Source organism: Nonomuraea sp. NPDC049625, assembly GCF_040675285.1.
Lineage (GTDB): Bacteria > Actinomycetota > Actinomycetes > Streptosporangiales > Streptosporangiaceae > Nonomuraea > Nonomuraea angiospora_A.
This window is the reverse complement of record NZ_JBFAOQ010000032.1, coordinates 1-12,799: the sequence shown is the minus strand read 5'-3', so window position 1 is coordinate 12,799 and position 12,799 is coordinate 1. Positions and strand designations below refer to the sequence as shown.

Here is a 12,799-nt window from a genome sequence, read left to right as displayed (position 1 = left end):
GACATGCGCAACGATTCCCCGATTCGCGTCGCCGTCATCGGCTTCGGCACGGCCGGCCGCTTCTTCCACGCGCCGTTCCTCGCCACCGACCCGGCGTACGACCTGCGGCTCATCGTCACGGGCCATCCCGACCGCCAGGCGGCGGCGCGCGCGGCCCACCCGTCCGCCACGGTGGCGGCGACCGCTGACGCCGTCACCGCCCACGCGGCCGACCTGGACCTCGTCGTCGTGGGTACGCCGCCGCAGACGCACGTCGAGCTGGCCGCGAACGCCCTGCGGGCGGGGCTGGACGTCGTGGTCGACAAGCCCTTCACGCCGACCGCCGCCGAAGGACGCAGCCTGATCGCGCTGGCGGCCGAGCTGGGACGGCGCCTCACGGTGTTCCAGAACCGCCGCTGGGACGCCGACTTCCGCACCCTGCGGCGCCTGATCGAAGACGGGCGGCTGGGCACGGTCCACGCCTTCGAGTCCCGCTTCGAGTGGTGGCGCCCGGACGGGCTCGGCGGGTGGAAGGGCGAGACCGGCGTCGCCGACGGCGGCGGCATCCTCTACGACCTGGGCACCCACCTGATCGACCAGGCCCTGCAGCTGTTCGGCCCGGTGACGGAGGTCCTGGCCGACGTCAACCGCCGCGACCCGCGCCCGGGCTGCGACGCCGACGACGACACGGTCGTGATCCTCCGGCACGCCGGCGGCGTGAGCTCGCGCCTGACGATGAGCAGCGTCGCGGCCCTGCCCGGCCCCCGGTTCCGGGTGCTGGGCTCGCGGAACGGGTACGTCAAGCACGGGTTGGACGGCCAGGAGGCCGCGCTGAAGGCCGGGACGAGCCCGGCCGACCCGGCGTTCGGACGGGAGCCCGAGGACAGCTGGGGCCTGCTGGGTCACGGCGGCGAGACGACGCCCGTCGAGCCCGAGCGCGGGAGCTACGCCGAGTTCTACCGCCTGCTCGCGCTCGCCCTGCGCGACGGCGCGGACCTGCCCGTCGATCCCGGCGACGCGGTCGACGTCCTGGACGTCATCGAGCGCGCGCACACCAATGCGAAGAAGTGAGGAGTCACGTGACAGATCCCACCGCGCCCGCGCGCGTCGTCGTCCTCGGGGGCGGCATCCTCGGCGTGTCCACCGCCGCGCACCTCGTGCGGGGTGGCGCCGAGGTCGTCCTGGTCACCGAGGCGGAGCTGGCCAGCGGGGCGTCGGGTCGCTCGTTGTCCTGGCTCAACTCGGCGGGCGCGCGGTCCGGCCCGTACCATCTCCTGCGCCTGCTCGGCATCGACCGTTACCGCACCCGGTTCGCCGCCGACCCGGCCCTGGAGTGGCTGCGGTTCGACGGCGGCCTGTGGTGGACGACCCCCGATGGCGCCGAGCGGACCCGCGCCCGGCACGAGCACGAGATCGACCGCGGCTACGAGTCCCACCTCCTCGACCGGGCGGACGTCGGCGGGCGGGTGGCCGGGGTGCGGCCGGGTCCGCGTGGCGGGCTCGCGATCCACAACCCGGGCGAGGGCTGGGTCTCCCTGCCGCACCTGATCCAGGAGCTCGCGGACGAGCTGGTCCGGCGCGGGGGACGGCTCGTCACCGGCGCGGGCCGCTGCTCGGTGATCGTGGAGGACGGCCGGGCACGCGGCGTACGCACCGCCGACGGCACGTCCTGGAGCGGTGACGCCGTCGTCGTCGCCTGCGGCGCGCAGACCTCTTCCGTGCTCGCGGAGCTCGGCGTGAACCTCCCGGACGCGTCCCCGCTGTCCATGCTCGTCGTCACGGAGCCGGTCGAGACCGAGGCCGTGACGGTGCTGAACACGCCACGTGCCGCGATGCGCCCCCATCCCGGCTCGACGTTCGCGATCGACCACTCCTGGTACGAGGAGCACATCGTCGAGCACGAGGACGGCTCCTGCTCGATCGACGAGGCGTACGTCAAGGAACTTCTCGCCGAGGCGTCCGCTCTGCTCCAGGGGGAGGTCTCCCTCCGGGCGGCGTCGTGGCGGCTCGGCCGCAAACCCATTCCGGGGGACGGCGAGCCGGTGTTCGGCGAGCTGGAGGCGGTGCCGGGGTGCCATGTGGCGTTCACCCACTCGGGGGCGACGCTGGGACTCATCGCCGGCGAGCTCACCGCGTACGAGGTGCTCACCGGCGCCAGGCATCCGCTCCTGAAGGACTTCCGCCCCGAGCGCTTCGCCACCGGATGATCAGAGCCGAACGGCCGGACCGCCCCCGGGAAGGGGGTGGTCCGGCCGGGTGTCAGATCAGCAACGGCGGCCCCGGTTGATGCAGTCGACGACGACGCGCATCAGGTTGTCGGGCATGACGTTGGCGAAGTCGGCATGGTCGGTGATCGGGTTGTGCTTCTGCTCAGGGAAGGCGTCCACGGCGAACGACTGACCCTGCGGCACCGAGTAGGCGAGGGTCATGCGCAGCTGGGGAACCGCCTGGGTGCCCTGAGGGCAGGCGCCGTTCTGGCCGGGGAAGACCACGTGCGTGCGGTGGTTGGCGCTGTCGATGTTCTGGCCGTCCCAGCAGCTCGGGAAGTCCAGGATCCGGACGACCTGGCTGCCGCGCGGGCACAGCGGGTACTTGTCGGTGATCCGGTTCTGGAATCCCGTGCAGGTCCACGCGGCGCGGGCGTTGCCCCCGCCGTTCGTCGCGGCCTTGGCGTCGCCGGTGATCAGCCTGAGGAACCTCGGCATGGCCGTGACCTGGGAGCTCGCGTTGCCGCGGAACTGGAGCTGAACGGAGCGGGCCGTCAGCACCCGGCCGATGTTGCCGTGCTCGTCGTCGGCGTTCTCGTTCGACGTGCGGTCCCTGAGCACGGGCCAGAAGTACGCGGACTTGTCGCCGCGCTGGCAGGTCGTACCGCCTGCGGCCAGGCTCTCGTCGGTGGAGAATCCGTCCGTCGTCAGGTTGCCCACGTAGTCGTGAAGGTGGTGCGCCCCGTCGCTCACACCGGGGGTGACGATGAAGTTGTCCGAGTTGTTGTGGCGGTTCTCGTTCCTTCCGCACTGGGCGACGAACGTGCCGCGGGAGCCGTTCCTGCCGGCTCCGAATTCGGCGAGGTTGGACTGGCCCGGCTGAACCTGCCGGATGTCGACGAAGTCCTGGGCGAACGGCCCGACGCCGTTGGCGGGGTCCTCACCGTTGCCGTCGCCTTGGCCACCGGTCGGGCTGGGGCTGGGCGAGCCGTTGCCGCCGTTCCCCCCATTTCCGCCGTTGCCCCCGTTGCCGCCATTCCCACCGTTGCCGTTGTTACCGCCGTTGCCGAGCGTGCAGTTGGCCAGGTTGCCGAGGCCGGTGGGGCGTTGGCCGGTGCGGCCGATGGCGATGGCGATGCGGTCGAGGGTGGCGGCGCGTTTGCCGGCCAGCGGGCCGAGGATGGCGTTCTGGACGAAGTTGGGGCCTCCTTCTCCGGCTGAGCGGGCGAGTCGGTTGTTGGCTTCCTGGATCTGGGTTTCCAGGAGGGCCAGGTTTCTGTCGACTTCGGCCCTGGCGGCTGCGGGAACTTCGGGGAGCTTGTCCGCGACGCTGGGGCAGACGATGGTCTGCCCGGATCCCGACCCTGTTCCCTGGGTCGGCCTCACCGTGTTCCCGGGGTTCGGCGCCTGGGTCGAGCCGTTGCCGCCGTTCCCCTCGTTACCTCCGTTGCCGCCATTACCTCCGTTCCCGCCGTTACCCCCGTTGCCGCTATTGCCGTTGTTGCCGCCATCGGCAGTGCCGGTGAGTCTGCAGGTGGCCAGGTTGTTGAGGCCGGTGGGGCGTTGGCCGGTACGGCCGATGGAGATGGCGATGCGGTCGAGGGTGGCGGCGCGCTTGTCGGCCAGCGGGCCGAGGATGGCGTTCTGGACGAAGTTGGGGCCTCCTTCTCCGGCTGAGCGGGCGAGTCGGTTGTTGGCCTCCTGGATCTGGGTTTCCAGGAGGGCCAGGTTTCTGTCGACTTCGGCCCTGGCGGCCGCCGGTATTTCAGGGAGCTTGTCCGCCACGCTGGGGCAGACGATGGTCTGCGCCGCCGCCATCGTGCCCGCCTGCGCGGACAGTGAGGAGCCGGTCAGGACAAGTGCGATGCTTCCCCCTAAGGAAGCGACTGCTCGCCATGACCTGAGTCGGCTCCCCCCGAGCGGATTCCGCATGTGTTGCTCCTTCAAGTCTCATGACCCGGGTGGAAGTCCGGTCTCCGGGAGATACGCGAGGCCATACGGGAGCAGTTCGACTATTTACCGAGAATCGTGGTTGACAAATCCGTGACCCGGGACAGTCAGGAGCGGCGCGCGGACGTCAGCGGAAGTCGGAGATGCGGAACACGGCCATCATGTCCTTGGACCTGGACCCGTTGTAGAACGAGGCCTCGGCGCCGACCCAGCCGCGGAAGGCTCCGCTGTCGTCGATGATCTGCAACAGCGGTTTGATGTGCGAGTTGCCCGAATAGCAGAACGTCTTGCTCTCCATGGCCAGGCAGGTGCACCAGTGCCACAGGGTGTCACGGCGATCGTTGTTGGAGATCTTGGTGAGGTAGTACTGGATGGAGCTGACGTTCGCCTTGGTGCCGCCGCCGAAGTTGGGGCAGCCGCCGGCCTTCTGGCAGGCGCCGGGGGAGGAGGGCTGCAGGTAGGTCAGGCACCAGGTCGTGGTGGCGCAGCTGCGGAAGGAGGATTGCTTGAAGACCTGGCCGTCGGACTTCACGATGGTGTTGCGCGACCAGGAGACCAGGTCCTGCTTGAGGGCTCCGGCGAAGGCCCGCACGGAGCTCATCGCGCGGCGGGTGGTGAGCGAGGCGTTGCTTCCGTAGCCGTACCCGTTGGTGGCCAGGCTGCTGTCGGCGAGCTGCAGCTGCGCGAGCTTGCGGTCAGGCGACAGCTGCACCCGCCACTTCTCGGTCCACGTCTGGGCGATCTTCCACCTGATGCTCACCACGTTGCCGGCCACGGTGTACGTCCCCGTGCGGGCCTCGTCCGGGGAGCCGGGGAAGCCGGGAGCGGTCAGCACGTCGCAGGCGCGTACCCGGGTGCTGGAGCCGCCCGCCTTGGTCGAGCAGCTGGAGTCGGGGACGACACCGGTGGCCTGCCTGCCCTCGGGGTTGCGCTGCCACCAGAGGTAGGTGTTCGCGGTGACGGTGCCGTTGGCCTTGAACTGGTACGTCCCCAGACGCACCCAGTTCTGAGTGGATGAGGCACGCAGGAAGCCCTGCGTGACCACGAAGTTGGCCTTTCCTCCGGGCAAGGACGATCGGGATGAAGCGGCTCCGGCCGAACCGGCCCCGGTGGCCAACAGGATGAGCGTCGCGAGCACGGCGGTGAGAACGGCGCGCACAGGGAAAACCTCCTTGATTACGGTCTCCACCGATTCTTGCGTAAGGGGTCCTTCGCTGACAGCCCGTTCAGAAATGTTCACCGTCGGTTGTTCTCGCCGAGCGGTTGCCCGGACGGGGCGAGACAGAGCCTGCCGAGTATGTTGTTCCGGAGTCGATCCGGCACGAGATCGCTCCGGCTCCCGAGGAGGTCCGGTTTCATGACCACGACGTTCGGCGCGATCGGCAGCGGGCGGCGGACCCGGTTCTTCCTGCGGCTGGCGGCCGCGATGCCGGACCGGCTGCGGGTCGGCGGCGTCGTGACCCGCAGCGCGGAGCGGGGCGACGAGGTCACCGCCGAGTGGGGCGTACCGGCCTTCCGCTCGATCGACGAGCTGCTGCGGCACGAGCGGCCCGACTACCTCGCCGCGGCGGTGCCGTGGGCCGCGATGCCGGACGCGATCCGCGAGGTGGCCGGGCACGGGATTCCGGTCCTCGCCGAGACACCGCCCGCGCCGGACCTGGCCGGGCTGCGCTCGTTGTGGCGGGACGTGGGCGCCACCGGCCTGGTCCAGGTGGCCGAGCAGTACCTGCTGATGCCCGGGCACGCGGCGCGGCTGGCGCTCGTCCGGGAGGGCGTGATCGGCGAGCCGACCTCGGTCCAGGTCTCCTCGACCCACCTCTACCACGCGGTGTCGCTGATCCGCGGCCTGCTGGGCGTCGGGTTCGACGCCGCCGAGGTGCGCGCCGGCGCGTTCGAGGCGCCGCTCGCCAACCCGCTGGGGTTCGGCGGGTGGACCGGCGACGACACGCCGCAGCGGCTGACCACGACCATCGCCACCCTCGACTTCGGCGGCACGATGGGCCTGTACGACTTCACCGACAACCAGTGGTGGAACCCCCTGCGGATGCGGCGCATCGTGGTGCGCGGCTCGATCGGCGAGCTGGTCGACGACCGGGTGATCCGGCTGGTCGACCCCACGACGCCGGTGGAGTCCGCGCTGATCCGGCGGGACACCGGCGTCGACCTCAGCCTGGAGCTGCGCGACCTCAAGCACATCAGCTTCGACGGGCGGGTGGTCTACCGCAACCCGTTCGAGGGCGCGTCCCGGTCGGACGACGACATCGCGGTCGCGGACCTCCTCGAACGCACGGGCGCCTGGGCGCGCCAGGAGGGCCCGCCGCCGTACCCGCTGGCCGAGGCCTGCCAGGACCACCTGATCAGCCTCGCCGTCCAGGAGTCGGCGAAGACCGGCGGCCCGGTCACCACCGGCAAGGAGGCGTGGGCGGGCTGACGGATGCCTTCTCAGCGGCGGCGGCGCGGCGCGGGGCCCGCGCCTTTCGCCATGTTTCGAAAGGCGCGGGCGGAGACTTCCTACCTCCCCGCCATGCCGGTGAGCATGATGCCCCTGATGAAGTACTTCTGCGCCGCCAGGAACACCACGATGACCGGGACCAGGGCGAGGATGGACACTGCCATCATGAGGTTGTAGTCGTCGGCGTACTGGCCGCGGAACAGCGAGATGCCGAGCGGGATCGTGTAGTTCTCCGTCGAGCGCAGGTAGATGAGCGGATCGATGTACTCCCCCCAGGCCCCGACGAACGACAGCAGCGTCACGGTCGCGATCGCCGGCTTGGACAGCGGGATCATGATCCGCCAGAGGATCCGCAGTTCCCCCGCGCCGTCGATGCGCGCCGCCTCCACCAGCTCCTGCGGGATCGTGGTGAAGAACTGCCTGAGCAGGAAGATGTACAGCGCGGTGCCGAAGAAGTTGGGCAGGAACAGCGGCCAGAAGGTGTCCACCAGGTCCAGATGGGAGAACAGCAGGAACCTCGGCACGATGACCACCTGCGCGGGGATCATCATCGTGCCCAGCATCAGCGCGAAGGCCATGCCGCGCACCCGCGAGCGCAGCCGCGCGAAGGCGTAGGCCGGCAGGATGCAGGAGATGAGATTGCCCACGATCGACAGCGTGGTCACCACCACGCTGTTGACCAGGAAGGTGCTGAAGGGCAGGCTCGTCCACGCGTCGGGGAAGTTGGACCAGGTGAAGACGTCGGGGAGGAACCTCGGCGGAAACTCCAGCACGGCTCCGGACGGCTTGAGCGCGGTGGTCAGCATCCACAGCAGCGGGAGCAGGCTGGCCGCCGAGGCCAGGACGAGGAGCGCGTAGGCCGTCAGGCGCTGGACCCGGCGGATCCGCTCGGCCTGGGCGGGGGCCACGGGCCGCTTCTCCACCGGGCGGGCCTGTGCGGGCAGGACCTTGATTGCCATCTGGTGACCTACTTGGCCTCGTAGTGGACCCAGCGGCGCGCGAGCGCGAACTGGATCACGGTGAACACGATGACGAGGAAGAACAGCGCCCAGGCGATCGTCGAGGCGTAGCCCATCTCGAAGTACTTGAAGGCGTAGCGGTAGACGTACAGGCCCAGGACCAGGGTGGAGTTGGCCGGCCCGCCGTCGGTCATGAACAGGATGAGCTGGTAGGCCTGCAGGCTGCCGATGAAGCCCACGACCAGGTTGAAGAAGATGACCGGCGACATCATCGGGACCGTCACGTGCCTGAACCTGCTCCACCAGCCGGCCCCGTCGATGTGCGCGGCCTCGTACAGCGAGGCGGGCACGCCCTGCAGCCCGGCCAGGAAGATGATCATCGCGTTCCCGGTGGTCCAGGTCGTCATGATGACCAGGCCGGGGATCGCCCAGCTCGCGTCGGTCAGCCACCCGGGCCCCTGGATGCCCACCAGGCCGATCAGGTAATTGACCAGGCCGTAGTCGGGATGGAGCACGTGGATCCAGAGGAGGGCGGTGGCGATGCCGGAGATCACCGACGGCATGTAGATGATCGTCCGGAAGATCGCCTGCCCGCGCACCTTGATGTTGAGCAGCAGCGCCGCGGCGAGGCTGTAGACGACACCGGCCGCGGCGGAGGCGGCGCCGAAGTACACGGTGTTCTTCGTCGCCATCCAGAAGTCGGGGTCGCGCAGCAGCTGGGCGTAGTTGTCCAGGCCCACCCACTGCGGCGACGACAGCAGCTCGTAGCGGGTGAAGCTGAGCACCAGCGACACGACGATGGGCCCGCCGGTGAAGAAGACGAAGCCGATGCTCCACGGCAGGGCGAACAGGTGGAACCGGCGGGCCTCGCGCCGGACCAGCGGGGAGGCGGCCATGATCAGACGTTCTCCGCGAGCATCGGCGTGACCCGCTCGGTGACCTGCTTGAGCCCCTCGTCCACCGACAACGACCCCGACATGACCCGTTCCCAGATCGGCTTGGTGAGGTCCTCGAGCTTGGGCGTCGCGGGCAGCCTCAGCACGCCGTCGCTGGTGCCGTACTTGTGCAGCGAGTCCTTGGTGGTGTCGATCACCTCCTTGTCGAGCTTGAGGTCCTGGAGGTTCTCCTCGAACGCCGACAGCCGCGACGGCGGGGTGTCGAGGAAGAAGCGGTGGCCGGCGTAGGAGCGCAGGGAGTTGAGCACGATCCACGCCGCCTCGGGGTTGCGCGTCCTGCTGGTGATGCCGAAGGCGCTGCCCAGGACCGGGGTGAAGCGGCCCTCGGGGCCGCTGGGCACGTGCGTCAGGCTCCACTCGAACTGCTGCTCGGCGGGCAGGGTGAGCAGGGTGACGATGTTCCACGCGCCGCCGACGTACAGGGCGCCCCGGCCCAGCGTGAACGGCTCCACCTTCGCCGTCGCCTGCGCCTCGGCCAGGTCGGGCATCGCCTTGTCCTTGATCAGCAGGTCGATCCAGCGCTTGAGCACGTCGCGGCTGGCCGGCTCCTGGATCACGCACTTGGTCTCGTCGGCCGTCAGGTAACGGCCGCCGTGAGCGAGCAGGAACGTCGCGGTGAGGTCGCTGGTGGGTTTGGGCACCGGCGTGAACCCGAAGACCTTCTGCGCGCCCGTGCCCGAGACCAGCCCGCGGGCCGCCTCCATGAGCTTGTCCCAGGTCCAGGAGGCGTCGGGCGCCTTGGCGCCCGCCTTGTCGAGGATCTCCTTGTTGTAGAAGAGCAGCTTGGGCGCCGAGTCGGTGCCCAGCGCGTAGAGCTTGCCGTCACGCTCCCAGTAGCTGAGCGCCGCCTTGGAGAAGTCCGCGCGGTTGAATTCGGGGGTGGCCGCGATGTAGTCGTCCAGCGGCAGGTACAGGTTGTTCTTGATGAAGCTCTGCCCCCACTGGAACTGCGAGTACATGATGTCGGGCAGCACGCCGCTGGCGGCGCCCGTCAGGTACTTGGTGCGGAAGTCGTCGAACGGCGTGACCTCCACCTTGATCTCGATGTTCGGATGCCGCTTCTTGATGAACTTGGCGAACTGCGCGTGCCGCACCTCGTGCCGCTGACCCGGGATGATCGCGACGGTGACGGTGACCTTGGACGTGGGCTCCGGCACGTTGGTCTTGGGCCAGGGCAGCGAGTCGAAGAGCTTCTCCGCCTCGGCGTAGGGGAACAGCGCGCTCTCCGGCCGGTCCGGGTTGATCACCGCGGAGTTGCCGGACGCCGAGGCGGTCGAGGAGGCCGGGCCGGCCTGGCGGGTGCGCTCGCCGCTCCCGCAGGCGGTGAGGGGTACGGCCGCCGCCGCCATCGCGGCGAGGCTGAGAACCTGGCGCCGGTTCAGGCCGGTGGTGTTCAGGCCGCGCAGGGGGTTGTCCATGGGGGGTATCGCCTTTCAGCCTGTTCAGAGGAAGAGCTCGATCACCGGGACGGCCACGTCCGGCGGCTCCACGGGAAGCTCGAGGGTGAGGGTGCCCTCGGGGATCGTGAAGAAGTTGACGTTCCCGTTGTCGACCTTCGGGTCGGGCGCCCACATGCGGATCTCCGACCTGTCGTTGAGCAACTGCGCGTAGCGGACCTTGCCCGCCAGCCCCGGCAGGTGCAGGTGCCGGTACGGCCAGGAGAAGACGTGCACGTAGAGCCGGTCGCCGCGCTGGGTGTAGCGGCAGTGCTCGGGAGCCTGGAACTGGCTCGTCCCCGCGCCGTGGATCGACTGGCTGTGCAGCCGCATCCAGTCGCCGATCTCCCGCAGCGTGTCGAGTGCCCGGGGCTCGAACTCGCCGCGGCCGTTGGGCCCCACGTTGAGCAGCAGGTTGCCGTCCTTGGAGACCGAGTCGATCAGCATCCGGATCAGCAGGCCGGGCGACTTCCACGCGTTGTTGTCCCGGTCGTAGCCCCAGCTTCCGTTCAGCGTCTGGCAGGCCTCCCAGACCGTCGACAGCGGGGCAGGGGGCTGGAACTGCTCCGGCGTGGTGAAGTCGCCCGGCAGCTCCAGACGGTTGTTGATCAGGATGTCCGGCTGGATGCGGCGGATCTTGTCGACCAGCTCCTCCGAGCGCCACTCGGCCTTGCCCTTGCCGCCGTAGACCGGCTTGCCCTGCTTGACCCGGCCGGCGTAGGAGAAGTCGAACCACAGCGTGTCGATGGGGCCGTAGCGGGTGAGCAGCTCCTCGACCTGCCCATGCAGATAATCCGCATATTTCGTGACATCGCGGTCGGGGAACGTGCCGCCCTCGACGTACGACGAGTGCAGCCCGTCGATCGGGAAGTCCGGGTGATGCCAGTCCAGCAGCGAGTAGTAGAACCCGACCCCGAGGCCCCTGCCCCTGAACGCCTGCACGAACGGGCCGATCAAGTCCTTGCCGTACGGCGTGCCGCTCACGCAGTAGTCGGTCAGGGCCGAATCCCACAGGCAGAAGCCGTCGTGGTGCTTGGAGGTCAGCACGGTGTAGCGCATCCCCGCGCGCTGCGCGGCCTCCGCCCACGCGTCGGGGTCGTACAGATCGGGGTCGAAGCGCTCGAAGTACCGCTGATACTGCTCGTCGGACATGTGCTCGCGCTGCTTGACCCACTCGTGGCGGGCCGCCAGCGCGTAGAGCCCCCAATGGATGAACAGGCCGAACCTGCGCTGCCGGAATTCGTCGATACGGGAATCGGACATCCGTGACACCCTCCGTCGTGGTTGGCGCTATGCGAAAAATTTCGCAACTCTCGACTTGCGGGTAACGTAGGCGAAACATCGGATGTGGTCAAGGGTTTCCTGAGTTGCGAATCAGTCGCGCACCCTGGCCCGTATCTGCTGTCCCAGCCCAGGCCCTGGCACTGAGCCGGTAGCGGGCGGGAGTGTCGGGCGGGGACTCCAGGGGATCTGCTGCCGCGCTGATGAGTGCTACTACATCCGATGTTTCCTCCACGCCCGTTCTACTGACAACGGTTTCAGTAAGTCCAGGGGGAGAGCGGCCGGACGAGGCCCTGAGTTGGGCAAATGTCCGTGGAAGTAACGACTTGGAAACATGCCATTGACACTCCGTGGCCGGATCCTGCCATCATCACTGACATCGATTTCAGTTTGGAGCTCACTTGGTCACCATCCATGACGTAGCAGCTCGCGCGGGGGTCTCTCCCGCCACGGTCTCGCGCTTCCTGCGGGGCCAGCGGGTGCGCTCGTACGAGGCGATCCAGGCCGCCATCGACGAGCTGGGCTACTGGCCGAGTGCTGCGGCGCAGTCGCTGAAGTCCGGGCGCACCAACACGATCGGCGTCGTCGTCCCGGACATCACGAACCCGTACTTCGCCGCGGTGGTCAAGGGCATGGAGTCCGTCACGCGTACGGAGCCGTACCGCATCCTGCTCGCCAACAGCGACGAGAGCGGCGAGCAGGAGGACGACGTGCTGGCGGACCTGGTGCGCAGGGTCGACGGCATCATCCTCGCGCCCGCCACCGAGCAGGACCAGACGCCGCTGCACGTGCGCGACGCCGACGTGCCCCTGGTGTTCGTGGACCGCGACCTGGCGGGCGGCGAACGGTTCGACGCCGTGCTGGTCGACAACGACGGCGGCGGCAAGCAGGCGGCCGAGCACCTGCTGGCCCTCGGGCACACCAAGGTGGCCGCGATCAGCGGCACCCTGGACACCACCCCCGGGCGGCTGCGGCGCGAGGGGTTCGTCGGGACGCTCGCCAAGGCGGGCATCGAGGTGCCGCCCGAGTACGACCTGGTCGGCGACTTCAAGGAGCACAGCGGCTACCAGCTCACGCTGTCCCTGCTGTCGCTGCCCGAGCCGCCCACCGCCATCTTCGCCGCCAACAACCTCATGACGCTGGGCGTGCTCAAGGCGCTGCACGACATGCGGATCGACATCCCCGGCCAGATCAGCCTGATCGGCTTCGACGACCTGGACACCGGCCCGCTGCTCAGGCCGCCCCTGACCGTCGTCGACCGGCCGATGGTCGAGCAGGGCGTGCTCGCCATGCGCCTGCTGCTGCGCCGGCTCGACCCCGACGAGGCCGGCGGCAGCGCCAGCCGCATCGTCCTGGACACCAAGCTGATCGAACGCGCCTCCACCGCCCCGCCGGGCGGCTGGCCGGCCCCCTCACGCACGAGAAAGACCCGATCGCGATGAGCGTAGCGACCACCTCGCTCGCGGACGTGGCCTCTTCGGAGGCGGCGTTGCGAGCTTTCCTGCACGGCCTGCCCGGGGTTGACCGGGTCGGCGCGGACCAGCGGGCGGCGATGCTCGGCACCCGTTCGATCAAGACC

General features: G+C 69.3%; 10 protein-coding genes and 1 pseudogene. 5 read left to right on the top strand and 6 right to left on the bottom strand.

Annotated elements, in window-relative coordinates:
- Positions 1-3: 3 nt before the first annotated feature.
- Positions 4-1,050, top strand: coding sequence for a Gfo/Idh/MocA family oxidoreductase (locus AB0J87_RS60865; RefSeq protein ID WP_363984679.1), 1,047 nt, complete (start codon positions 4-6; stop codon positions 1,048-1,050).
- 8 nt (positions 1,051-1,058) lie between these two features.
- A complete protein-coding gene (locus tag AB0J87_RS60860; protein WP_363984677.1) occupies positions 1,059-2,186 on the top strand; it encodes an FAD-binding oxidoreductase in 1,128 nt (375 codons plus the stop codon).
- A gap of 57 nt (positions 2,187-2,243) precedes the next feature.
- Here AB0J87_RS60860 and AB0J87_RS60855 read toward each other — a convergent pair whose 3' ends face one another.
- Together AB0J87_RS60855 and AB0J87_RS60850 are read right to left on the bottom strand one after the other, a co-directional pair.
- A complete protein-coding gene (locus AB0J87_RS60855; protein WP_363984676.1) occupies positions 2,244-4,004 on the bottom strand; it encodes a DUF1996 domain-containing protein in 1,761 nt (586 codons plus the stop codon).
- A 259-nt stretch (positions 4,005-4,263) separates the two neighbouring features.
- Entirely contained in the window at positions 4,264-5,295 is a 1,032-nt protein-coding gene (locus AB0J87_RS60850; protein WP_363984674.1) for a hypothetical protein, read from the bottom strand.
- A 198-nt stretch (positions 5,296-5,493) separates the two neighbouring features.
- Here AB0J87_RS60850 and AB0J87_RS60845 point away from each other — a divergent pair, with 198 nt between their 5' ends.
- Positions 5,494-6,567, top strand: coding sequence for a Gfo/Idh/MocA family oxidoreductase (locus AB0J87_RS60845; protein ID WP_363984672.1), 1,074 nt, complete (start codon positions 5,494-5,496; stop codon positions 6,565-6,567).
- Positions 6,568-6,647: 80 nt separating this feature from the next.
- Here AB0J87_RS60845 and AB0J87_RS60840 read toward each other — a convergent pair whose 3' ends face one another.
- From AB0J87_RS60840 to AB0J87_RS60825, 4 genes are read right to left on the bottom strand one after another with little or no spacing between them, the layout of a single operon-like run.
- Positions 6,648-7,547, bottom strand: a complete 900-nt coding sequence (locus AB0J87_RS60840) for a carbohydrate ABC transporter permease (RefSeq protein ID WP_363984670.1) — start codon at positions 7,545-7,547, stop codon at positions 6,648-6,650.
- An 8-nt stretch (positions 7,548-7,555) separates the two neighbouring features.
- Positions 7,556-8,443 carry a sugar ABC transporter permease gene (locus AB0J87_RS60835; protein WP_350727604.1) on the bottom strand — a complete coding sequence of 296 codons (888 nt, stop codon included), beginning with the start codon at positions 8,441-8,443 and terminating at the stop codon, positions 7,556-7,558.
- A gap of 2 nt (positions 8,444-8,445) precedes the next feature.
- On the bottom strand, positions 8,446-9,921 hold the full coding sequence (locus AB0J87_RS60830) for a sugar ABC transporter substrate-binding protein (RefSeq protein ID WP_363984668.1): 1,476 nt from the start codon (positions 9,919-9,921) through the stop codon (positions 8,446-8,448).
- 24 nt (positions 9,922-9,945) lie between these two features.
- Positions 9,946-11,202, bottom strand: a complete 1,257-nt coding sequence (locus AB0J87_RS60825; protein WP_363984666.1) for an alpha-L-fucosidase — start codon at positions 11,200-11,202, stop codon at positions 9,946-9,948.
- A gap of 419 nt (positions 11,203-11,621) precedes the next feature.
- On the opposite strand from AB0J87_RS60825, the gene AB0J87_RS60820 reads away from it, so the two are divergent.
- Entirely contained in the window at positions 11,622-12,662 is a 1,041-nt protein-coding gene (locus tag AB0J87_RS60820; RefSeq protein WP_363984664.1) for a LacI family DNA-binding transcriptional regulator, read from the top strand.
- A pseudogene (locus AB0J87_RS60815) lies at positions 12,659-12,799 on the top strand (deoxyribose-phosphate aldolase); the annotation flags it as partial. The gene AB0J87_RS60820 and the pseudogene AB0J87_RS60815, both read left to right, overlap by 4 nt.